18 protein-coding genes are annotated in these 22,009 nt (G+C 73.8%); 11 read left to right on the forward strand and 7 right to left on the reverse strand.

Features of this window, described 5'->3' with window-relative positions:
- The first annotated feature begins 185 nt into the window (after positions 1-185).
- The gene (locus ACTWP5_RS28080; RefSeq protein WP_443223984.1) at positions 186-1,214 is read left to right on the forward strand and encodes a DMT family transporter; all 1,029 of its coding nucleotides are present in this window, start codon (positions 186-188) and stop codon (positions 1,212-1,214) included.
- 79 nt (positions 1,215-1,293) lie between these two features.
- Here ACTWP5_RS28080 and ACTWP5_RS28085 read toward each other — a convergent pair whose 3' ends face one another.
- From ACTWP5_RS28085 to ACTWP5_RS28105, 5 genes are all read right to left on the reverse strand, one after another.
- Positions 1,294-2,187, reverse strand: a complete 894-nt coding sequence (locus tag ACTWP5_RS28085; protein WP_443223951.1) for a hypothetical protein — start codon at positions 2,185-2,187, stop codon at positions 1,294-1,296.
- Entirely contained in the window at positions 2,184-3,170 is a 987-nt protein-coding gene (locus tag ACTWP5_RS28090) for a fatty acid desaturase family protein (protein WP_443223952.1), read from the reverse strand. Before ACTWP5_RS28090 ends, ACTWP5_RS28085 begins: the two co-directional genes overlap by 4 nt.
- Before the next feature lie 46 nt (positions 3,171-3,216).
- The gene (locus ACTWP5_RS28095; protein WP_443223953.1) at positions 3,217-4,047 is read right to left on the reverse strand and encodes an amidinotransferase; all 831 of its coding nucleotides are present in this window, start codon (positions 4,045-4,047) and stop codon (positions 3,217-3,219) included.
- Positions 4,048-4,819: 772 nt separating this feature from the next.
- The gene (locus ACTWP5_RS28100; protein ID WP_443223954.1) at positions 4,820-7,222 is read right to left on the reverse strand and encodes a protein kinase domain-containing protein; all 2,403 of its coding nucleotides are present in this window, start codon (positions 7,220-7,222) and stop codon (positions 4,820-4,822) included.
- 171 nt (positions 7,223-7,393) lie between these two features.
- The gene (locus ACTWP5_RS28105) at positions 7,394-8,224 is read right to left on the reverse strand and encodes a hypothetical protein (RefSeq protein ID WP_443223955.1); all 831 of its coding nucleotides are present in this window, start codon (positions 8,222-8,224) and stop codon (positions 7,394-7,396) included.
- A gap of 184 nt (positions 8,225-8,408) precedes the next feature.
- Between ACTWP5_RS28105 and ACTWP5_RS28110 the strand changes: the two genes are divergently transcribed.
- Genes ACTWP5_RS28110 through ACTWP5_RS28145 form a run of 8 tightly spaced genes read left to right on the forward strand, consistent with a single transcriptional unit; the run spans position 8,409 to position 18,350 of the window.
- Complete coding sequence (locus ACTWP5_RS28110) at positions 8,409-10,472, forward strand: glycoside hydrolase family 127 protein (RefSeq protein WP_443223956.1); 2,064 nt, start codon at positions 8,409-8,411, stop codon at positions 10,470-10,472.
- A 57-nt stretch (positions 10,473-10,529) separates the two neighbouring features.
- Positions 10,530-12,257, forward strand: a complete 1,728-nt coding sequence (locus ACTWP5_RS28115; protein WP_443223957.1) for an ABC transporter substrate-binding protein — start codon at positions 10,530-10,532, stop codon at positions 12,255-12,257.
- 16 nt (positions 12,258-12,273) lie between these two features.
- On the forward strand, positions 12,274-13,290 hold the full coding sequence (locus ACTWP5_RS28120) for an ABC transporter permease (RefSeq protein ID WP_443223958.1): 1,017 nt from the start codon (positions 12,274-12,276) through the stop codon (positions 13,288-13,290).
- Complete coding sequence (locus ACTWP5_RS28125) at positions 13,290-14,285, forward strand: ABC transporter permease (protein ID WP_443223959.1); 996 nt, start codon at positions 13,290-13,292, stop codon at positions 14,283-14,285. The genes ACTWP5_RS28120 and ACTWP5_RS28125 overlap by 1 nt, the downstream gene beginning before the upstream one ends.
- Positions 14,282-15,172, forward strand: a complete 891-nt coding sequence (locus tag ACTWP5_RS28130; protein WP_443223960.1) for an ABC transporter ATP-binding protein — start codon at positions 14,282-14,284, stop codon at positions 15,170-15,172. The genes ACTWP5_RS28125 and ACTWP5_RS28130 overlap by 4 nt, the downstream gene beginning before the upstream one ends.
- Positions 15,173-15,175: 3 nt before the next feature.
- Positions 15,176-16,126 (forward strand): ATP-binding cassette domain-containing protein, encoded by a 951-nt coding sequence (locus ACTWP5_RS28135; protein WP_443223961.1) that lies wholly within the window; start codon positions 15,176-15,178, stop codon positions 16,124-16,126.
- Positions 16,119-17,639, forward strand: coding sequence for an aminopeptidase P family protein (locus tag ACTWP5_RS28140; protein WP_443223962.1), 1,521 nt, complete (start codon positions 16,119-16,121; stop codon positions 17,637-17,639). Before ACTWP5_RS28135 ends, ACTWP5_RS28140 begins: the two co-directional genes overlap by 8 nt.
- Positions 17,640-17,663: 24 nt before the next feature.
- On the forward strand, positions 17,664-18,350 hold the full coding sequence (locus ACTWP5_RS28145) for a GntR family transcriptional regulator (RefSeq protein ID WP_443223963.1): 687 nt from the start codon (positions 17,664-17,666) through the stop codon (positions 18,348-18,350).
- Between the two features lie 87 nt (positions 18,351-18,437).
- Here the strand turns inward: ACTWP5_RS28145 and ACTWP5_RS28150 are convergent, their stop codons facing one another.
- Positions 18,438-20,030 (reverse strand): bifunctional phosphatase PAP2/diacylglycerol kinase family protein, encoded by a 1,593-nt coding sequence (locus tag ACTWP5_RS28150; protein ID WP_443223964.1) that lies wholly within the window; start codon positions 20,028-20,030, stop codon positions 18,438-18,440.
- A 47-nt stretch (positions 20,031-20,077) separates the two neighbouring features.
- Positions 20,078-20,308, reverse strand: coding sequence for a hypothetical protein (locus ACTWP5_RS28155; protein WP_443223965.1), 231 nt, complete (start codon positions 20,306-20,308; stop codon positions 20,078-20,080).
- Here ACTWP5_RS28155 and ACTWP5_RS28160 point away from each other — a divergent pair.
- Together ACTWP5_RS28160 and ACTWP5_RS28165 are read left to right on the forward strand one after the other, a co-directional pair.
- Complete coding sequence (locus tag ACTWP5_RS28160) at positions 20,307-20,876, forward strand: Uma2 family endonuclease (RefSeq protein ID WP_443223966.1); 570 nt, start codon at positions 20,307-20,309, stop codon at positions 20,874-20,876. The two genes, ACTWP5_RS28155 and ACTWP5_RS28160, sit on opposite strands and share 2 nt — an antisense overlap.
- Before the next feature lie 59 nt (positions 20,877-20,935).
- A complete protein-coding gene (locus tag ACTWP5_RS28165; protein WP_443223967.1) occupies positions 20,936-21,913 on the forward strand; it encodes a S1 family peptidase in 978 nt (325 codons plus the stop codon).
- The last annotated feature ends 96 nt before the right edge of the window (positions 21,914-22,009 follow it).

Raw genomic sequence — 22,009 nt, forward strand, 5'->3', positions numbered from 1 at the left:
CGGCTGGTTGTGCCCGCGTCAGGGAGTCCACGACCACTCAGCTTCCGTCGGGAGAGTCATCCGTGTCGAACGCGTCCAACGCGAGCACGTCGCCTGCCAGCACCACCGCCTCCACCCCCACCACCAGTCCCGCCCCGGCGGCCCTTCCGTCCGGGGCGCCGCCCGCCGGCGCCCGGCGGCCGTCGCTGTCGGTCGGGCGGGGCCTGAGCTACCTCGCCGTCGCCGGCGTGACGTGGGGCACCACGGGCGCCGCCGTCGAGATCGTCTACCGCTCCAGCGACTTCGGCCCCATGGCCGTGTCGTTCTGGCGGTTCCTCAGCGGCATGGCGCTGCTGCTCCTGGCGGCCGGCGTGCTGCGGCGGCGCCGGCCACCCCGCACCACCCCGCGCCCGCCGCTGCGGCGGCGCGCGCTGCTGCTGGCCGGCACCGGCCTGGGGCTGGCCGTCTTCCAGACGGCGTACTTCGGCGCGGTGCGGGACACCGGGCTGGCCGTCGGCACCATCGTCACCCTCGGCGCCGCCCCGGTGTTCACCGCCGCCGGCGGGCGGCTCTTCCTCGGCGAGCGCGTCGGCCGGGTCGGGCTGCTGGCCGTCGGCGGCGCGCTCCTCGGCCTGGCCGTGCTGGTGCTCGGCAACGAGACCAGCGTCGTGCGTCCCCTCGGCGTGGCCTGGGCGCTGCTGTCCGCCGCCGGGTACGCCGTCGCCAACGTGCTGGGCCGGTGGACGGGGCGGCACGGCGCGGGCGAGGACCCGTACACCCTGACCGTCTGGTCCTTCGGCATCGGGGCGGCGCTGATGCTGCCGCTGGCGGCGGCCGAGGGGCTGTGGCCGCAGACCGACGAACCGGCGCGCGTGGTGGGGATGATGCTGTACGTGGCGGCGGTCACCACGGCGCTCGCCTACCCGCTGTACTTCGCGGGGACGGCGGCCGTGCGGGCGGCCACGGCGGCGGTGGTGATGCTGATCGAGCCGGTCAGCGCGGCGGCGCTCGCCGTGGTGCTGCTCGACGAGACCCTCACCGTGGCCACGGTGGTGGGCACGGTGCTGCTGCTGACGGCGATCGCCGGACTGGCGTTGGCCGAGTCGCGGCTGACCGCCGGAGTCGAGGCCGTGACGGTGGCCGGGTCCGGAGCCGGAGCCGGAGCCGGGGTCGAGACCACGACCGTGGCCGGGTCCGGTGCCGGGACGCCGAACGGGGCGTCGCGGGAGGGCTGAGGCGCCGGGAGGAGTGGGGCGCGGTGCGGCGCGTCGGCCGTCCAACGCACCGGCGTGGGTGTCGCCGTCCCCGCCCGCGCTAGGTCCACCAGAGCAGTTCGTTCCGGTCGTTCAGGGCGGTGAAGCAGGTCAGCAGCAGCCGCTTCTCCCGTGGCCCGCCCGGCGTTCCCGTTCCGCCGCCGCCGACGACGGCGTGGACGAGGTTGCCGTTGATGACGCACAGGTCGCGGGTGCGGACCGGGACGGTCAGGCTCGCGTGGTCGTCGAGGAGGTCGGGTGGGTAGGGGAAGCCGCTGTGGGTCAGGCCGAGCGCGGCCCGGCTCGCGTCGTCGGGCTCGACGTTCCACAGCCGCAGCGCGCCGACGCCCTCGGGCACCCTGGGGTAGACGTTGACCGCCATGACGCGCGTGAGGCGCTGGATCTCGAAGCCGGCCTGGAGCGGGTCACTGAGCTGCGCGAGGTCGTCGTGCGGCATCAGCTGGTAGGCGCCGGTCTGGTTCCAGCAGACCGCCTTGGAGTCCCCGGCGAGGCGCCCCTCGTGCGCGGCGGGCCTGGCTCGTGCGACCCGGCCGTGGGCCACCAGCGCGTGACGCACCGCCGCGACGGGGTTCTCCGCCCCCTCGTACAGGGCGTGGACGGCGTCGGCCGAGTCCTCCACCGCCGTCAGGTACTCCTCGGTCGTCTTCTCGATGTGGGAGGGACCGAGGAAGTACCCCTCGACGCCGTCCTCGCCGTCGCCGTAGCGGGGCGTGCGGCGCCCGGAGCCCCAGAAGTTGGCGACGATCCGCTCGGCGTCCCGCGCGGTCAGGAAGTCGACGACCCGGTAGGCGGCGAGTTCGCCGCGCAGGACCGCGTGGACCGCGTCGACGTCGAGGACGCCGGTCGTGACGTGGGCGCGGAAGCCGTCGGGCGGCAGGGCCCGGCCGGTGACCGCCCGGCCCTCGGCCTCGGTGGAGGCGGCCGGGGCGGTCACGGCGTCCCCCCGGTGCTGTCGGCGCCGGCCCCGGCGGAGGAGGCGCGGTGGAGCAGGGGGCGGCGGCGGTCGAGGAAGCCGAGCATGGCCGGGACCGGGCTGACGATGCGGGGCTGGGCCGCGAGCTTGTCGCGGTTGCGCTCGCGGACCGTCGGCATCCTCGACCAGTGGGCGCCGGGGCTCAGGTGGTGCTCCTGGTGGTAGCCGTCGTTGAAGGTCAGCAGGTTGTAGAGCCGGCCGTAGTGGCTGACGGAGTCGGCCGCGCGCTCCGCCGGGTTGGCGCCGTAGTGCCGGTAGTAGTTCTGGACGTTGACCATGGTGAGCGCGGCGAGGAAGGCCGGCAGGTAGCTCAGCAGCGTCCACTGCCAGGAGATCGCGCAGAAGACGGCCAGCGACAGGACGTGGGCGGCGCGGTCGGCCTGGATCTGCCGCAGCTCGCGCCGGCGGCGCGCCTCGCGGCGCGAGGCCAGCGCGTGGAGGGCGGTCTCGGCGGGGCCGACCCGCCACAGGCGGACCACCTGGCCCACCTCCCTGGCCCGGGTGAGCAGGGAGGAGAGGGCCCCGCCGACGGCGTAGGGCACCAGCGGGGCGTGCTCGCCGTCCTCGCCGTCGCGGTAGGTCGAGGTGGTGTCGCGGGTGGTGCCGTCGGCGGACTTGGCGTCGTTGTTGAAACGGTGGTGGTTGCGGACGTGGGTGAGCTGGTACGCCTGCACGGACTGGCCGATGTTGACCGAGTTCAGCAGCGACACGGCCGCGTTCAGCCGGTGGGAGACGAACCAGGGGACGTGGGTGAACAGGTGGGAGATGACGATGATGTTGTAGGCCGTCATCACCGCGAGCAGCGCGGTGCCCACGGCCCAGCCCGCCGGGGACGGGTCGTCGAAGCGGGCGGCGAGCCAGAGCGTCGTGACGAGCTGCGCGACGCTCAGGGCCAGCAGGATCGCGTCCTTCGGCGTGTTGCGCCATACGCGCGTCGTGCGCATTCCGCTGTCCTCCTCTCTTCTCTCTTCGTGTCCTCGTCGAGGGACGCTAGAAGTACGACGTGAGCGTGCCGCGCCGCCGCACGTCGAGGGTGGCGCAGTGAAAGGAGCCACCGAAGCTGTTGAAGTTGCGGAAGTCGCACGGGATCGGCGTGAATCCGAACTTCCTCATCGCGGCGATCATCGGCTCGTCCTGACGTTCCACGACGACCCGTTCCTCGTCCAGCATGAGGATGTTCATGTTGATCCACTTGCTGGTCATGTAGAGCGGGTGGTGGTCGGGAATGACGGGGGTCGGCGCCTCCATCACGTCCCATCCCTTGAAGAGCTTCGGGATTCTCCGCACGCGCTCGGGATTGACGAGGAGCTTTCCCGGGGCCATCGGGACGAGCGTGGCGTCGATGTGCATGGGGTGCGGGTCGTCGAACTCGAAGACGTGGACGCGGTAGTCGTCGCCGAGATGCCGTCGCAGCCACTCGATGCCGAACTCGTTGGTCACGTTGCTCTTCTGGGCGATGATGTCCCGGCCGCAGCGCGTGAAGTCCGCCGCGTCGAAGGTCGGCTCGAACTCGGTCACCACCAGGCGCGCGGGCCCGTCCTCGCCGGGGTCGACCCAGCCGTGGTCGTACTGGGCGTCCCGCAGCTCGGGCTTGGGCCCGGCGCTCCACCGGGCGCCGCCGTGGAAGTACTCCTTCAGCAGGGGGCGGTAGGCGAGGGTCTCGTAGTACCGGGAGCGCCAGGCCATGGGGCACTCGATGATCTCGTCGCCGACCACGAGCAGGACGTCCCTCGGCATGGCCGCGTACATGCCGGTGCTCGACCAGTCCAGGGTGCTGTACGTCTGGCGCTGGGCGATGGGCTCGGGGCGGCGGACCGTCACCCCCTCACCTTCGAGAACGCGGACGAATTCCTCCAGTTCCCGACGCGCGGCCTCGATCTGGTGCGGCGGAAACGGACGTCCCGCCTGGCTGCGAAAGGTCGCGTGTTGGTGGGAGGGAAGAACGGGAGGGAGCGACATGTGCCACGTCGGAAAGGAGGCGTCGTCGACGATTCCGACGATGACCTCCTCCAGCGGATCCCATTCGGTGTAGGAGCGGACGGGACTCGTCCGGCCGTCTGACGACTCGTTGAGAACACGGGAGTTTTCGCGGGTGTCGAGTGTCACGGCACCGATTGAACGCGACCCCTATCGCGGAGACAAGAAGATCCGAGGGACCGGAACAGAATGGCCGCTGGCACGGTCTTGACAGAAGGACCGGAGGGGGACGGGAACGCGCCGGGCACCGGCCTTTTCGGACACCCGTTTCACATGCTGTTCCGACGGGGAACCGACGGCCGGATCCGGAAGGGGCCACGGAGTGCCCCGCGAGCCGTGACCGCACGTCAGGGGCCGTGGCCGAGGGGGCGCCGCCGCCCGAATCTGACGCGTTCTCGGGCTTGCCAGCCCTCGCGGCGCCCGCCGCCGAGGGCGGTCACCGTTCGCGTTCGGTCGACATCGCGGCGTGGTGGCGGGCCACACGCGACCGGAAGCCCTCGGTGCGTAATCCCGTGGACACGTGGCGCGATCGCCGCTGGGTGGCGGAGGGGGCGTCACCTCGGCCACGGGCGCGGGGCGGGCGGTGGGCCGGCGTCGAACGGGGCGCGGCCGCCCGTCAGCGGGCGAGGTGAACGTTCACGCCCGTGTCGGTGAAGACCAGGCCACCGTAGGGGGTGACCAGGTCGGGCGCGACGCCGGCGTCGGTGGAGACCACGTCGCCCGTGCGGGCGTCCAGGACGACGGGCCCGTCGTTGCGGCTGACGTAGAGCAGGTCCCCGAAGGCGGCGGTGACCTCGCCGTGCCACGCGGTCCGTTCCCACAACACCTCGCCGGCCGCGACGTCGAGCGCGAGGGCGTCGTCACCGGCACAGACGGCGACGTCGCCGCCGCGCCAGCACTCCTCGACGCCCGCCAGGTCGACCTGGCCCTGGAGGACGAAGTGCCCCGTGGCGATCTCCAGCAGCGGCATCCCCGCGCCGAACGTGCTGGACTCGACGCCGGTCCACGGACCCCAGGTGGGCAGCGTCCGCCAGTCCCCGACCTCCACGCTCCACACGTCCTCACCCGTGGTGAGGCTGGCCCCCCGCATGTGCCACAGCTCCCGCTCGGCGTCGTACCCGAAGCCGAGGAGGTGCCCGCCGTAGCCGTCCACGACGCGGAAGTCCTGACGCTCCCACAGCACCGTGCCCTCCACCACGTCGACGGCAGCGGTGCCCTGGAGGTTGCCGTCGACGGTCCACTGCACCGGGGCCACGCCGTCGTGGGTGCCGTTCCACACCGAGGCGCCCAGCCGGCCCTCGGGCAGCCCACCCAGCGGCATCGTCACCCGCCCCAGCACCCGGGCGTCGGTGGCCCGTGCCGTGATGACCTCGATCCCGGCGCTGCCCTCGGGCAGCAGGACGGGGATGGTCGCGACCATCACGGGCTCGCCGTCGATCTCGGTCGGCTCCGGGGGGTTCAGCTCGTGCTCGGGCGCCCCGCCCGACGCCCGGTACAGCGGGGGGTTCTCCGGCTCGACCGTGGCGCGCGGCTCGCCGGTGACGAGGTCGCTGACCGTCACGCGCTCGTTCTCCGTGAGCCACACGGTGGTGCCGTGGACGGCGAGGGGCGGGTGGTCGGCGCTCTGGACGGGGATGGTGTGGGCGGCCTCGCGCTCGAACGCCCGGGGCGGGGCGGTGCGGACCCCGCCCTCGCCGCCGCCGGGCTGGCCCGGGTCGCCGGGCTGGGAGGTGGCCTCGCCCGGGCCGTCGTCGAAGAGGGGCGGGAGGTCCGTCGCGGCGGCGGCGAGGACCGACGCCACGGCCACGGCGACGCCGCCGAGCGTGAGGAGGACGCGCCGGCGGACGCGGCCGGGCGACGTCGCGGGCGGGACGGAGGGGGCCGACGCGGGCGGCGGGGTGGCGGGAGGAGGAGGCGGGGTCGAGGGCGGAGACGGCGGCGGCGGCGGTGGCGTCGAGGGGGCGGGCGCGGCGCCCGGCCGGGGCGCGCGGGCGGCCACCGAGGCCGACGCCGAGCGGGCGTCCGGGACCGCCGGGACCGGCGGGACCTCGGGTGGCCCGCCGGCCGGACCACCGGTCCGGGCGTCGGGCGGGGCATCGGGCCGGAACGCGGAGGCGGACGAGGGCTCAGGCCCCTGGCGGGGCCCGGCCCCGGGCCCCGGCTCCGACACGGACGCGGACGCGGACCCGAAGAGGTCCACGTCCAGGCCCGCGTCCGGAAAAGGGGTGAGCGAGACGTGCGTGGACGCGGCGGGCGGCCCCACGACCGCCTCCAACAGCCGCTTCGCCTCGGCCGCGTCCGGCCTGCGCTCGGGGTGGTAGTGCAGCATCGCGCTCAGGGCGGGCCCCAGTGGCCCGACGGCCTCCTGGTCCAGCTCGACGACCTCGTCCGCGCTCATCGGCGTGGGCGCGGGCCTGCCCGCGACGAGGGCGTGCAGCGTCATCGCGAGGCTGAAGACGTCCGAGGCCGGCATCGGGATGCGGTAGAGGGCGAGTTCGGGGGCGACGAAGCCGGGTGTGTAGCTGATCGGACCGTTGGGCGAGATCGTCTGGTGCCGCCTCAGCCGGTAGGCGGCGCCGAAGTCCAGCAGCTTCGCCTCGCCGCGCCGGCCGTAGCCGATGTTGGCCGGCTTGAGGTCGCAGTGCACGATGCCGTCCGCGTGCAGGTCGACCAGCGCGTCCGCGATCTGCGCGCCCAGCCGTGCGGCGCGGACGGGGGAGAACCGCTCGCCGGACAGGCCGCCGCCGGGCACGTACTCCATCACCAGCCAGAAGCCGTCGGACTCCTCGGTGGTGTACAGGGTCACGACGTGCGGGTGGTCCCGGAAGCGCGCCAGGGCGCGCGGCTCGGCCCGCAGCCGTTTGAGCGCCCGCTCGCGGTCTCCCCTGATCAACACCGGCTTCAGCGCCACGTCCTGGCCGACCATCACGTCGTGCGCGAGCCACACCGCGCCGCCGCGCCCCTCCCCGACGGGCCTGCGCAGCTCGTAGCGGCCCGCGATCCTCACCCCGGCACGCACCGTTCGTCTCCTCACCCCTGCCCGGCACCGCACGCGCCCGAGCGCGCCGCGTGAACCCGAAGCTACCGCCTCGGCGGGGTGTGGGGGGCGGGAGGTGGCGGGCCGGGCGCCCGGGCCGGGCGCGCGGGGTGAGGGAGCGCGCCGGCGGCCGTCAGTGCGCCACGGGACGGCTCACTCGCCGGCGCCGCGCAGCAACCCCAGATCGTCCTTGCCGATGGTCACGGTGGTGAGCAGGTCGATGATGAGGTTGTGGTTGAGCGCGTTGCCGACGGGCGGCGGCACCTCCGACTCCACCAGTCCGTACACGCCCTTCCGGCTCAGCTCCCGGCGCACCTTGGCGACGACGTGGGCCGCCCGCTTCTGGGTCCACGGCCGGTCCGTGTCCGCGCCGCGCCGCAGGCCGTTCAGCTCCTCGGCGACCTGAGCCCAGGTCAGCGGCTGCGGCTGCGGCTCGTTGCGCAGGTACCGCTGGGCGAGGCAGGCGATCACGAGCCGCTCGGTGTCGTCCAGTTCGCGCGGGTCCTCGGCGGTGCTCGCCTCGCACACGTCCTCGCCGTAGCCCGAGCCGTGCCCGGAACCGGGGCCGGGGGGCGAGGCCGAGGCGGAGACGCGGACCTCCAGGAGGTGCTCCTGCCGGGGGGCGAGGATGAACAGCGGCGTGTAGCCGAGGGGGAGTTCGGCCTGGTCCCCGCCGAGCACGAGCCGGGACCCGGCCAGGCGTATCGGCCGCCTGCCGGTGTTGGTCAGCAGCCAGCGGGAGTCCTGGCGCGTGATGAGGCCGTGCCGGCGGCTGACGTAGGTGTCGCCGAGGCCCACGCAGACGTGGACCTCCGGCTCGTCCCGACCGAACAGCAGCCGGAACCCCGCGTCGGGTTCCACGCTCATGCCGCCCTGCGCGCCGAGGACGAAGAGGGTGCCGGGCGGGTGGGGGCGGGCGCCGGGGGGCGGGCCGCCGCTGAGGCTGCCGACGTCCTTCGGCAGGAAGTGGACCTTGCTCGCCACGGATGTGCCCTTCCCTCGTCCCTCCGGTGACCTCCGGCTGTCGCTGGGGACGCTAGCCGAGCGTGCTCGGGAGGGCTCCCCGGACAGGGACGTAACCAGAACGTTACGCGTTTGATAACCGCAGAGATATCAGTACCAGTGCAATGTCACCCTGTACATTTCAGCGAGGCGAAAGGCTGAGCGTATGACCTCTGGGGAACGGCACACGGGCGGGGCGCCCGCCGTGCGCGGCGTGGGCGTGGTCGGGCGGTCACTGGGGAGCCGGGAGGCCCGGCTCACGGGCGCCGGCCTGCTCACCGCGTGGCAGGACCGCAACCGCTCGGCGACGCTGCCGCACGCCGCCCACGAGATTCGTCAGGCGGGCAACCTCGACAACTTCCGCCGCGTGACGGCCGGGTCGACCGGGGCAGCCGAGGCCGAGCCGTACCGGGGCCGGTACCCGTTCCTGGACACGGACGTCTACAAGACGCTCGAGGGCCTGGTGTACGAGCTGGCCCGCGACGCCGGCGAGGCCGGCGACGCCCGCGCGTGCGAGGACTTCTACGAGGAGAGCGTCGCGCTGATCGAGGCCGCCCAGGCTCCCGACGGCTACCTCGGCACCTACTTCCAGGGCCCCGACGCGCAGAAGGCCCCCTGGGAGGACCTCTCCTGGGGCCACGAGCTGTACAACCTCGGCCACCTCACCCAGGCCGCCGTCGCCGCCGCCCGCCAGCTCGGCGACGAGCGGCTGCTGCGCGTCGCCCGCCGCTTCGCCGACCTGGCCGTCGAGCGCTACGGCGAGGACGGCGAGCCGCTGTACTGCGGCCACCCCGAGGTCGAGATGGCGCTGGTGGAGCTGTACCGGGAGACCGGCGAGGAGCGGTACCTGCGCCAGGCCGAGCTGTTCGTGGAGCGGCGCGGCAGCGGCCGGCTGCGGCACACGATCTTCCCCGCCTCGTACTTCCAGGACGCCGAACCGCTGCGCGAGCTCACCTCGGTCACCGGCCACGCCGTGCGCATGGTCTACCTGGCCGCGGGCGCGACCGACGTCGCCCTGGAGCGCGGCGACACCGCGCTGCTGGACCACCTCGAGGCGCTGTGGGACGACATGGTGGCCACCAAGCTGTACCTCACCGGCGGCCTCGGCGCGCGCCACTCGGACGAGGCCGTCGGCGACCGCTACGAGCTGCCGTCGGAGCGGGCCTACGCCGAGACGTGCGCCGCGATCGGCACGATCCAGTGGGGCTGGCGGCTCTTCCTCGCGACGGGCAGGGCGGACGTGCTCGACGTCGTCGAGCGCGTGCTGTACAACGCCTTCGCCGTCGGCACCTCCCTGGACGGCCGCGCCTTCTTCTACGACAACCCGCTGCAACGCCGGCCCGACCACGAGCAGCGCAGCGGCGCGGAGCAGGGCGGCGAGCCGCTGCGCCGGGCGTGGTTCGGCTGCCCGTGCTGCCCGCCGAACATCGTCCGCTTCGTCTCCCAGCTCCAGGACCACCTCGCGACCGTCTCCGCCGACGCGGTGACGATCGGGCTGTACGCGCCGGCCCGGCTGCGCACGGGCCTGCTCGACCTCACGGTCGAGACGGCCTACCCGTGGGACGGGCGGGTCACGGTCACGGTGGACGCCGTGGCGTCGGCGCCGCGCGACGACGCACGGGCGCCGGAGTCGGCCCCGGCCCCGGCGCTGGTGCTGCGGGTGCCGGCGTGGGCGCGGGGCGCGAGCCTGCGGGTCAACGACGAGCCGGCGGCCCCGGCGACCCAGACCGGTCCGACCGGGGCGCCGGGGTCCGGGTGGCTGCGGCTGTCGCGGGCCTGGGCCCCCGGCGACCGGGTCGTGCTCGACCTGCCGACGCGGGTGCGCGCGGTGCGCTCCCACCCCTACCTCGACGCGACGCGCGGCAGCCTGGCCCTGCTGCGCGGCCCGCTCGTCTACTGCGTGGAGCAACAGGACGCGGGCGCGCCCGTGGACGACCTGGTCCTGACCCCGGCCGACCTCGGCGAGGTGCGGGTGGAGACGGAGGCCGAGACCTTCGGGACGCCGGTTTCCGTCCTGCGGGCGGCGCTGGCCGCCGTTCCCCCCGTCGACGGTCACGGCTACGGCGACGGGGAGGGCCGGGGCGAGCTGTACCCGGAGGTCCTGCCCGACCCCGAGCCGGCCGAGCCGGCCGCGCCTCCGGCACGCGTTCCCGTCCGGTTCGTCCCGTACTTCCTGTGGGGCAACCGCCAGCCGGGCGCCATGCGGGTCTGGCTCCGCCACCTGCGCTGACCCGCCCGACCCCCGAACCCCCACCCGTTCGACAGTTCCGACAGTAAGGACACCCCAGTGAAGCGATCCTTTCTCGCCAGAGCGGTGGCGTCCGCCGCCGTCGCGGCGACGCTCGCGCTGAGCGCCTGTGGCGGCGGCGGCACCTCCGGCGGCCCCGGCGGCGGGGCGGACGGCGGTGGCTCGTTCACCGACACGCCCGCCCGCGGCGGCACCATGCACGTGCTGCAGAACGCCGACTTCTCCTACCTCGACCCGGCGCGCGGCTTCGACGGCGGCGTCAACAACTTCTACCGCCTGATCTACCGCACCCTGACCACCGCCGCGCCCGGCAACGCCGAGGACCCCTCGACGGTCGTCCCCGACCTCGCCACCGACCTCGGCACCCCGTCCGAGGACGGCCTGACCTGGACGTTCACCCTCAAGGAAGGCATAGCCTTCGAGGACGGCACCCCGATCACCTCCGAGGAGGTCAAGTTCGGCGTCTCCCGCAACTGGGACCCGGAGATCGGCATCGGATCGCCCTACGCCCGGCAGGTCATCGACGCGCCCGAGGGCTACGAGGGCCCCTACCGCGACGGCCCGCTGCCGACCATCGAGACGCCCGACGAGCGGACGATCGTCTTCCACCTGAAGGAGCCCTTCCCCGAGTTCGGCTCCGTCGTCGCCCAGCCGAACTTCGTGCCCTTCCCCGTGGACAGCGGCGCGGGTGACGCGTTCATCAACAACCCCATCGCCTCGGGCCCGTACCGGGTCGAGTCCTACGAGCCGGGCAGCTCCATCAGCCTGGTCCGCAACGAGGAGTGGGACCCGGACACCGACGACGTCCGCGAGGCGTACCCGGACGCCTGGGAGTTCACCATCGGCCTGGACAAGGCCACCATCGACGAGCGGATGCTCGCCGGCCAGGGCGCGGACGTGAACATGCTCGGCGGCGCCGTCCAGCCCGCGACGCTGGCGCGCCTCCAGGACCCCCGGTACGAGGGCCGCACGATGGTCTTCCCCGGCGTCTGCACCACCTACATGGGCCTGAACACCACCAAGGAGCCGCTGGACGACGTGCGGGTGCGGCAGGCCATCAACCTGGCCGTGGACAAGGCGGCGGTGCAGGTCGCCAGCGGCGGCACGCAGCTGGCGGAGGTCTCCACCACGATCCTGCCGGCCACGGTCAACGGCCACGCCGACTACGACCTGTACCCGAGCGAGGGCCACACCGGTGACGTCGAGGCCGCGCAGGCGCTGATGGACGAGGCCGGCCACTCCGACGGCTTCTCCCTGACGCTCGACATCCGCTCCGACCCGAAGATGCAGGCGCAGGCGGAGGCCATCCAGCAGTCGCTCCAGCGCATCAACATCGACGTCGAGCTGAACGTCATCGACGTGGCGACGTACTACGAGACGATCGGCACCCCCTCGCAGCAGCACGACGCCGCCATCACCGGCTGGTGCCCCGACTGGGCCTCCTCCGCCTCCACCTTCCTGCCGCCGCTCTTCGACGGCCGCAACATCACGGAGAAGGGCAACGGCAACCTGGCCCAGATCGACGACCAGCACATCAACGAGCGGATCGACGAGATCCGGGCCATGACGGACCTGGAGGCCGCCAACGTCGAGTGGGGCGAGCTCGACCGGGAGATCATGGAGCTCGCGCCGATCGTGCCGCTCGCGGTCGAGGCCACCCTCACCGTCCCCGGTGAGAACGTGACCGGCCTGTACGCCAACCCGGGCGCCGCCTCGGGAGGCTACGACCTGGTCCTCGTCGGCCTGCGTGACCCCGAGCGCGGGTGACGGTGGGGATACGTCCATGACCTCCGCCGTTCCCCTCCACAAGGGGCCAGGGAACGCCGAGCAGGGCGCGCCGTCCGCCACCGGCGGCGGCGCGCCCGCGCCCCCCGGCGTCTCCCCGAACGCCGCCCCGACCGAGGCGCCGGTGCCGGCGCCCCGCGTGTGGCGCGTCCTCAGCCGTGACGTCGGCGCGGTGCTGTCGGCCGCGTACATCCTGCTGGTCATCCTGATGGCGGTGTTCGCGCCGCTCATCGTGAGGTTGAGCGGCTGGGGCCCGTACGAGTTCGACTCCTCCGCCATCGACCCGAACCTCGCCGGCGTCCCCCTCGGGGACCTCGGCGGCGCCGGCGGCGACCACTGGTTCGGCGTGGAGCCCGGCAACGGCCGGGACATCTTCGCCCGCATCGTCTACGGCGCCCGCGTCTCCATGCTGATCGCGCTCTCCGCGACCGCCCTGACGACGCTGCTGGGCGTCGTGTTCGGGCTGCTCGCCGGGTACTACGGCGGCAAGGTCGACTGGGTCATCTCGCGCGTCATGGACTTCCTCATGGCGTTCCCCGCCCTGATCTTCATGATCGCGATCCTGTCGGCGCTGCCGGCGGGCAACCGGGCGGTCCTGCTGGTCGTCGTCATCTCGTTCTTCGGCTGGCCCTATCTCGCCCGCGTGGTGCGCGGGCAGACGATGTCGCTGGCGCAGCGGGAGTTCGTGGAGTCGGCCCGTGCCTCGGGCGCCGGCAGCGTGTCGATCGTCTTCCGGGAGATCCTGCCGAACCTGCGCTCGACGATCGTCGTGATGACGACGCTCGCCATCCCGGGCTACATCGGCACCGAGGCGGGCCTGTCGTTCCTCGGCGTCGGCGTCGTTCCGCCGACGCCGTCCTGGGGCCAGATGATCGCCAGTTCGGTCAGCTGGTACTCGGTGGTGCCGACGTACTTCGCGATCCCCGGCGCCTTCCTCTTCCTCCTCGTGCTGTCGTTCACCGTCCTCGGTGACCGGCTGCGCACCGTCCTCGGCCCCGAAGGGGGGACCCGCTGATGGCACGCTTCCTCGCCGTCCGGCTCTCCGGCGTGGTGCTGATCCTGCTGCTGGTCTGCCTGTTCACCTTCGGCGTCTTCTTCGTGCTCTCGCCCGACCCGGCGGTGCAGATCTGCGGCAAGAACTGCACCCCCGAGCTGATCGACCAGATCCACGCCAACCTCGGGCTCGACCGGCCGCTGCACGAGCAGTTCCTCACCTTCCTCGGCGGCCTGGTCGCCGGCCGCACCTACGGCAGCGGGCCCGGCGCCACCGAGTGCGCCGCGCCGTGCCTCGGCTACTCCTTCCAGTCGAGCCAGCCGGTGTGGGACATGATCACCGACCGTATGCCGGCGACCCTCTCGCTCGCCGTCGGCGCGGCCGTGCTGTGGCTGCTGGCGGGCATCGCGGGCGGCCTGGTCTCGGCGCTGCGGCAGGGCAGCTGGTGGGACCGGGGCGCCATGACGGTCGCCCTGGCCGGCCTGTCGATCCCGAACTACGTGTTCGCGCTGGTGCTCCAGTACGTGCTGGTGGTGGAGCTCCAGTGGCTGCCGTTCCCGCAGGACGTGGCGCTGACCGAGGACCCGACGCGGTGGTTCCAGACGTACCTGATGCCGTGGATCGTGCTCGCCTTCGCGTACGCCTCGCTGTACGCGCGGCTGACCCGCGCCAACGTCATCGACACGCTGTCGGAGAACTACGTGCGCACCGCCCGCGCCAAGGGCCTGCCGCGGCAGCTGGTGGTGCGCCGCCACGCGCTGCGGCCGGCGTTGACGCCCGTCGTGACCATCTTCGGGATGGACTTCGCCGGGCTGCTGGGCGGCGCGCTCATCACGGAGACGGTCTTCGGCATCAACGGCGTCGGCAAGATGACGGCGGACGCCATCACCAAGAACGACCAGCCGGTCATCATGGGCGTCACGCTGCTGGCGGCGTTCTTCGTCGTCGTCGGCAACGTCGTGGTCGACCTCGTGTACACGGCCCTCGACCCGAGAGTGCGGGTGACGTCCTCATGAGTCCGACGAGTGCGGTGAGCGCCGCGAGGCCGGCGGGCGCGGACGGGGCGCTGCTGGAGGTCTCGGACCTCACGGTGGCCTTCCCGACGGCGGCCGGTCCCGTCGACGTCGTGTCGGAGCTGTCGTTCTCCCTGCCGCCCGGCGGGTCCCTCGGCATCGTCGGCGAGTCGGGATCCGGCAAGTCCATGACGAGCCTGGCCGTCATGGGCCTGCTGCCGCCGCAGGCCCGCAGGAGCGGGCGGGTGACGCTGGCGGGCCGGGAGCTGACCGGGCTGCCGGAGCGGCAGCTGCGGCGGGTGCGGGGCGAGAGGATCGCGATGATCTTCCAGGACCCGCTCTCCTCCCTCAACCCGTACTACACCGTGGGCCTCCAGATCGCCGAGGCGTACCGGGCGCACCGGCCACGCGCCACGCGCCGCGAGGCGCGGCGGGTGGCGGTCGAGGCGATGGAGCGGGTCCACATCGCCGACGCCGCGCGGCGCGTGGACCACTACCCGCACCAGTTCTCCGGCGGCATGCGGCAGCGCGTCATGATCGCGATGGCGCTCAGCTGCGAGCCGGACCTGCTGATCGCCGACGAGCCGACCACCGCGCTCGACGTCACGGTGCAGGCGCAGATCCTGCGGCTGCTTCAGGAGGTCCGCGAGGACACCGGCGCGGGCCTGATCCTGATCACCCACGACCTGGCCGTCGTCAGCGAGGTCGCCGACGAGGTGGTGGTGATGCGCGAGGGCCGCTGCGTGGAACGCGCGGACACCGAGCGGCTCTTCTCCGACCCACGGCACCCGTACACGCGGGCGCTGCTGGACGCCGTGCCGCGGCTGGACGACGAGGTCGGGGACCTCCGCACGCTCGACGCGTCCCCGGACGCACCTTTGGGAGGCTGACCGATGACCGAGCAGATCCTCAGCGCGCGCGGTCTGGTGAAGGAGTTCACCCTGCGGGGCGGCGGCAGGCGCCGGGTGTTCCGCGCCGTGGACGACGTCGACCTGTCGCTGCGGGCCGGCGAGACCCTCGCACTGGTGGGCGAGTCGGGGTCGGGGAAGTCCACGACGGCCCGGCTGGTGGCGCGGCTGCTGGACGTCACGGCGGGCAGCGTGGAGTTCCAGGGCGAGGACGTCACGCGGCTGTCGGGGAAGGCGCTGCACCGCTTCCGCTCGGAGGTGCAGGTCGTCTTCCAGGACCCGTACTCCTCCCTCAACCCCCGCCACACGGTCGAGCGGATCGTCACCGCGCCGCTGCTGTACCAGGGCCGCGAGGTGCCGGGCGGCGCGCGGGCGTTCACCCGGACGCTGATGGAACGCGTCGGGCTCAACCCGGACCACAGCCGCCGCTACCCGGCGCAGTTCTCCGGCGGGCAGGCGCAGCGCATCGGCATCGCGCGGGCGCTGGCCGTCGGCCCGAGGATCGTCGTGTGCGACGAGGCGGTCTCGGCGCTCGACGTCTCGGTGCAGGCGCAGGTCGTGAACCTGCTGCGGCGGCTGCAACGCGAGGAGAACCTGAGCTACCTGTTCATCGCCCACGACCTGGCCGTGGTCCGGCAGATCGCCGACCGGGTCGCGGTGATGAACGGCGGCCGGATCGTCGAGCAGGGCGACCGCGAGACGGTCTTCCGCGATCCGCGCCACGACTACACCCGCACGCTGCTCGCGGCCGTGCCCCGGATCCGCCCCGAGTGGGAGGCAGCCCGCCGGGCCGCGGCCCGCCGCCGGGCGGCGGAGGCGGCGCCGGCGGCGGACGGCCCGGCAGGCGCCGCGAGCCCCGCGACGGACCCGAAGGACGCGCAGGCCACGAAGGACGCGCAGGCCACGAAGGCAGCGAAGGAGACCAAGGATGACTGAGCCCGCCCTCCCCCGCCCCCCGTACGCCGACACCCGGCCGCCACGGCTCGGCGAGGTGCCGGCGTTCACCAAGGCCATCGCCGGCGGCTGGCGCTCCGTCGAGGTCCCCGCCCGGGTCGTCCCCGGCGCGGCCGAGGCCGCGGCCGACCACCGGCGTCGCCTGGCCGAACGCACCGGCCCCGCCACCGTCGTCGCGGGCGCCGGCCACGCCCCCGTCCGCGCGAACGACATGTACTACGACTACCGCGGCGACAGCGACTTCCTCTGGCTGACCGGCTGCGCCGTCGAGGACGCCGTCCTCGTCCTGCGCGCCGGCACCGGCGGCGACACCACCGCCGAGCTCTACGTGCCGCCCCCGGCACGCCCCGGCGACACCGGCTTCTTCGCGGACGCCGTCCACGGCGAGCTGTGGGTCGGCCCCTCCCCCGGCCTCGTCGAGTGGTCCCGCGCCCTCGGCCTGACGGTCCGCCCCCTCGACGAGCTCGACGACGCCCTGAGCCGCCTGGCCGCCGGCGCCCTGGCGACCCCCGGCACCGACCCCGAACTGGTGCGCCGACACGGCCTGAACCGGGACGCCGAGGCGGCCACCGGGCTCGGCGTCGCCCTCTCCGAGCTGCGGATGGTCAAGGACCCGTGGGAGGTCGAGCAGCTGCGGCAGGCCGTCGACCACACCGTGACCGGCTTCGCCGCCACCGTCGCCGCGATCCCGGCCGCCGTCGCGGCCCCCGGCGGGCGCGGCGAGCGCTGGCTCCAGGGCACCTTCGACCGCCACGCCCGCACCGTAGCCAACGGCCCCGGGTACCTCACGATCGTCGGCTCGGGCCCCCACGCCCCCACCCTCCACTGGGTCCGCTGCGACGGGCCCGTGCTGGCGGACCAGCCGCTCCTGCTCGACATGGGCGTGGAGACCGAGACGTACTACACCGCCGACGTCACGCGCACCGTGCCGCCCAGCGGGCGGTTCAGCGAGGCGCAGCGCGCCGTCCACGACCTGGTCGAGGCGGCGCACCGGGCCGGCATGGCCCACGTCGGACCGGGGCGCACGTACACCGACTTCCACTTCGCGGCGATGGAGGTGCTCGCGCGCGGCCTGCACGACTGGGGTCTGCTGCCGGTCTCCGTCGACGAGGCGCTCTCCCCGGAGGGACAGCAGCACCGCCGCTACATCGTCTGCGGCATCGGGCACCACCTGGGCCTGGACGTGCACGACTGCGGGCGCGCCGGGTACGACGCGTACCAGGGCGCGGCGATGGCGCCCGGCATGGTCCTGACCGTCGAGCCGGGCCTGTACTTCCACGCCCACGACGAGACGCTGCCGCCGGAGCTGCGCGGGATCGGCGTCCGGCTGGAGGACGACCTGCTGGTGACCGGGACGGGCGCGGAGGTGCTGTCGGGCGCCTTGCCGATCTCGGCCGGAGAAATCGAGGACTGGGTCCGGAAACTGATCACGTCGGACGGCGCGTCGGATGTCGTGTATGAAGGCTCTGGCACCACAACACCCGCGGAGGGGTAGATGGATACGGCGCAGACGGGAGCCATGACCCCGACGATCACGGGGCTACGCCCGCTGAGCAAGCGTGAACGGCTGCGCGAGATGGTGGCCGACGCGGTCCGCGCGGCCGTGATCTCGGGGGAGATGAAGCCGGGTTCGGTGTACTCGGCGCCGACGCTCGGCGCGATGTTCGGGATCTCGGCCACACCGGTGCGGGAGGCCATGCTCGACCTGGTGCGGGAGGGCATGGTCGAGGCCCTGCCGAACAAGGGGTACCGGGTGCGGGCCGTGCCCGAGGAGGAGCTGGACGAGATCACCCACGTGCGGCTGCTGTTGGAGCCGCCGACGATCCGGGCCGTCGTGCCACTTGTCCCGGAGGGCGACTTCCCCGCGCTGCGGGAGCTGGCCGACGCCATCGTGCAGGCCGTGCGCGACCGCGACCTGGTGGCGTACATCGACGCCGACCGGGTCTTCCACCTCAAGCTGCTGGGGTACGCGGGCAACCGGCAGCTGTCCACCATCGTGTCCGACCTGCGGTCGCGCACGCGGCTCTTCGGTCTGACGCCGCTGCTGGAGTCGGGGCGGCTGGAGGAGTCGGCCACCGAGCACCACGAGCTGCTCGACCTCGTCGAGGCCCGGGACGCGGCCGGGGCGCAGGCGCTGATGGAGCGCCACATCGGCCACATCCGCGGCAAGTGGGCCCACGGGGCGGAGCGGGCCCTCCGCGGCTGAGACGGCGGACGGCCGACGCCGGCCGCTGCCGGCGTTCGGCCGGGGCCGCGGGCGGATCTTCGGCCGGGGCCGCGGGGCAGCCGCTCCTCAGCCGCGGCCGGACGCCAGCCGGCGCACGGCCCGCCAGGGACGCGGCCGGCCGCGCGGTGGCGGGTCCGCCGCCGCCGTGGCGGCGAGCGTCGGCTGGAGGTCGTCCTCGAAGTGGGCCCGCCGATACACGGTCAGGGAGCCCTGCCGCTTGTCCAACAGCAGCACGCGCGGGGCGGGCGCGGTCTCCCCGTCGAAGGACAGGGAGCTGTCGTCGGCCAGGCCCGCGAGGTGGAGGCGGGGCTCCCGGGCGGCGAGGTACACGTCCGACCGTGGCAGCGTCCCCGTCAACGCCGAGACCAGCAGCCGCGTGCGGGCCAGCCGCCGGTCGGCCCGCACCGCCCGCACGTCCAGGAGCCCGTCGTCGAGGTGGGTCCGGTGCGCCGGCGCGAAGCCCTCGGGCGAGTACAGGCCGTTGCCGACGAACAGCAGCCACAGGCGCTGGGGGCGCCCGTTCAGCTCCACGTCGAAGGGCCGGGCGCCGCGCAGCACGCGCGCCAGGGACACGGCCGCGGCCGGCCACTTCCCGACGCGTCCCTCCAGCGCCTCGCGGCGGCGGACGAGTTCGGGGTAGAGGCCCAGGCTGAAGGTGTTCACGAAGTGCCGCGTCGGCTCCCCGCCGTCGTCGGCCGGGCGCACGCGGGCGAGGTCCACCGCTATGGCGTCGCCCTCGCCGACGGCGGCCACCGTGTCCTCGAAGCTCCCGATCCCCAGGTCGAGGGCGAAGTGGTTGAGCGTGCCGCCGGGGAAGACGGCCAGCGGCAGACCCCGGTCCGCCGCCCGTTCGGCCGCCGCGTTGACGCTGCCGTCGCCGCCGCAGACGCCGAGCGCCCCGCCGAGGGTGGCGGCGCGGTCGGCCGCCTCGTCGAACACGGCCCCCAGGTCCTCGCCCGCCCCGCACGAGACGACCTCGGCCTCGGGCAGCGCCTTCCGCAGCCGCCCGGCGTCGGACTCGGTGGCGGCGGCTCCCCCCATGTCGGCCGTCTCGTTCACCACGACGACCAGCCCGGCGCCCCCCGCCAACGCGGGCGCGGGCGCCTGGTGGTGCACGAGACGCCGCGGCGGGGGGCGGCGGGGCCACCAGCGACCGGTCGCGAGCGCCGCGCCCACGCCCAGCGCGCAGCCGGCGACCACGTCCGAGGGGTAGTGCACGCCGACGTACACCCGCGACGCCGCGACGGCCCCGGCCACCGGGGCGACGAGGGCGCCCAGCCGGCCGGACTCCAGCGCCACGCCGGTGGCGAACGCCGCCGCCGAGGCCGAGTGACCGGAGGGGAAGGAACTCGTCAGCGGCTGCCGCACCAGCCTGCGCGCCACCGGCACGGCGTCGAGGAGGGGACGCTGGCGGCCCGCCACGTACTTGATGACCGAGTTCGTGGCGGCGGAGGCGATCGTCAGCGCGACGACGCCCCGCAGCGCCGCGCGCCGGCCCGACCTGCCGCCGAAGGCGGCCAGGCCCGCCGCCGTCGCGTGCCAGAGCAGGCCGTGGTTGGCCGCGCGGCTCAGCCTCGGCAGCACCTGCTCGGCACCGCGCGGCTGCGCGTCGGCCACCCACTGGAACACCCGCCGGTCCAGCCGCCCGATCCGTGTCATGGTGCCTCCGCATCCCCGCTGGCCGCTCGCCGCTGGCCGCTGGTCGCTCACCGCTCGTCCGTGGGAGAGGTCGTCGTCGCTTCCCTGATGTCGCCCCCTACGCCTTCCCGGCCCGGCCCGGCGAACACGTCCACCTTCATCCCCTCCGCGGTGAATGCTCCCCGTTCGAGTGAACGCGGTCGAGCGTCGTGGCGCTGAAGACCTCGAATGCAGTAGACAAAAGCGGTCATCATGATGCTGTCGAGCTGGGCCCGCACGAGGAGCAGACCGACGAGCATGCACAAACCCACTCCCCGCCCGGAGCCTCACACGTACACGGCACCCGACCCCGAGACCGCCCTGAAGTACGCGATCCAGCACATCAAGGGCGACCGGACGGAGATCATCGAAGGAGTCATCGAGCCCGTGTCGCCGAGTTGGGGCCGCGTGAAGGCAGCACGAGTCATTCGCCGACAGCTCGACGAGGCGGTGGAGAGACTGGGGTGCATCGAAGGGGCGGGGAACCTCGACCTTCCCGGGAGCAGTAACTGGTACGTACCAGACCTCGCGGTGGTCCCCGAGAAGCTGGCCGACGAATCCGCGCTCGTACCCAGCCAGACGCTGCTCGTCGTCGAGGTCACCTCCGACTCGAACGCCGAGACGGACCGCGTCGTCAAGCGCCGCCGCTACGCCGAGTACGGCGCACCGCTCTACCTCCTCGTGGACCGCCAGGAGCGTTCCTGCACGCTCTTCAGCCTGCCCGGCGAGCTCGGCTACACCCGCGTGGACGGGCCGCACCCCTTCGGCGTTCCGGTGCGGCTGCCCGCGCCGTTCGACCTGGAGCTGGACACGGCGAAGCTGGCGTAGCCGAGCGGGTGGAGCGGATCGCGGGCGGGGATACCTCCAGTGATGGTCATGTCAGGGCCATGCCACACCCCGCATCCCTCGCAGGAGGACCCGTGTCAGACCGGCACCCCCGCTCCCGCCTCGCCTCCAGACCTCGCGCCGCCCGCCTCGCCGTCGTCGCGCTGCTGACCGCCCTGGTCACCGCCCTCGCCGCGCCCGGCATCAGCGCCCAGGCCGCCCCCGCCCCCACCCCCACCCCTGCCGGCTTCTCCGCCGCCCAGCTCGCGACCGCCGGCGACCGCCTGCTCGCCGCCGACGTCGCCGGCACCGCCTGGGGCGTCGACCACGAGGCCCGCACCGTCCGCGTCTGGGCCGACGAGACCGTGACCGCGAGCGACCTCGCCCGCCTGACCCGCCACGTCGGCCCCCTCGCCGACGCCCTCACCGTCGAACGCGTCCCCGGCGTGCTGCGGCCCCACAGCGCCGTGCGGCCCGGCGACCCGATCGTCTCCGGCTCCGGCGCGCGATGCAGCGCCGCGCTCAACGTCCGCGCCGGCAGCACGTACTACATCCTCACCGCCGGCCACTGCACCGACGGCAACCCCGTCTGGTACGGCGACATCGGGCGGACCGAGCTGATCGGCGACACGGCGGGCAGCAGCTTCCCCAGCAACGACTACGGCCTCATCCGCTACGCGGACCCGGACCTGCCGCTGCCCAACAGCCCCTGCAACGACAACTTCGCCCGCATCACCAGCGTCGGCAGCCCCACGGTCGGCCAGACCGTGAGGTTCGCCGGCGCCACGTCCGGCTGCGTCCTCGTCGGCTCCGTGCTCGGCCTCAACACCACCGTCAACTACGGCGGCGGCCAGATCGTCTCCGGCCTGATCCGGACCAACCTCTGCGCCCAGCCCGGCGACAGCGGCGGCCTGCTGTTCTCCGGCTCCGTCGGCATCGGCATCCTGTCCGGCGGCTCGGGCACCTGCGCGACGGGCGGCACGACGTTCTTCCAGCCCATCGTCGAGCCGATGTCCGCCTACGGCCTGACGGTGGCGTAACGCTGGTCACGTTCAGAGAGCGTGCAAGGTTATTGCAAGAGTTCTGTCCGAAGCCATGGGCATGTCCCCGAAAGCGGCCAGCAGGCGGCGGCCACC

This window comes from Streptomyces sp. 4N509B (assembly GCF_052245655.1).
GTDB lineage: Bacteria > Actinomycetota > Actinomycetes > Streptomycetales > Streptomycetaceae > Streptomyces.

Coding starts and splice junctions, on each gene's coding strand:
- ACTWP5_RS28090 (WP_443223952.1), bottom strand. CDS start 3,170: ATGCGCACGACGCGCGTATGGCGCAACACGCCGAAGGACGCGATCCTG.
- ACTWP5_RS28110 (WP_443223956.1), top strand. CDS start 8,409: ATGACCTCTGGGGAACGGCACACGGGCGGGGCGCCCGCCGTGCGCGGC.
- ACTWP5_RS28120 (WP_443223958.1), top strand. CDS start 12,274: ATGACCTCCGCCGTTCCCCTCCACAAGGGGCCAGGGAACGCCGAGCAG.
- ACTWP5_RS28125 (WP_443223959.1), top strand. CDS start 13,290: ATGGCACGCTTCCTCGCCGTCCGGCTCTCCGGCGTGGTGCTGATCCTG.
- ACTWP5_RS28130 (WP_443223960.1), top strand. CDS start 14,282: ATGAGTCCGACGAGTGCGGTGAGCGCCGCGAGGCCGGCGGGCGCGGAC.
- ACTWP5_RS28135 (WP_443223961.1), top strand. CDS start 15,176: ATGACCGAGCAGATCCTCAGCGCGCGCGGTCTGGTGAAGGAGTTCACC.
- ACTWP5_RS28140 (WP_443223962.1), top strand. CDS start 16,119: ATGACTGAGCCCGCCCTCCCCCGCCCCCCGTACGCCGACACCCGGCCG.
- ACTWP5_RS28145 (WP_443223963.1), top strand. CDS start 17,664: ATGACCCCGACGATCACGGGGCTACGCCCGCTGAGCAAGCGTGAACGG.
- ACTWP5_RS28150 (WP_443223964.1), bottom strand. CDS start 20,030: ATGACACGGATCGGGCGGCTGGACCGGCGGGTGTTCCAGTGGGTGGCC.
- ACTWP5_RS28160 (WP_443223966.1), top strand. CDS start 20,307: ATGCACAAACCCACTCCCCGCCCGGAGCCTCACACGTACACGGCACCC.
- ACTWP5_RS28155 (WP_443223965.1), bottom strand. CDS start 20,308: ATGCTCGTCGGTCTGCTCCTCGTGCGGGCCCAGCTCGACAGCATCATG.
- ACTWP5_RS28165 (WP_443223967.1), top strand. CDS start 20,936: ATGCCACACCCCGCATCCCTCGCAGGAGGACCCGTGTCAGACCGGCAC.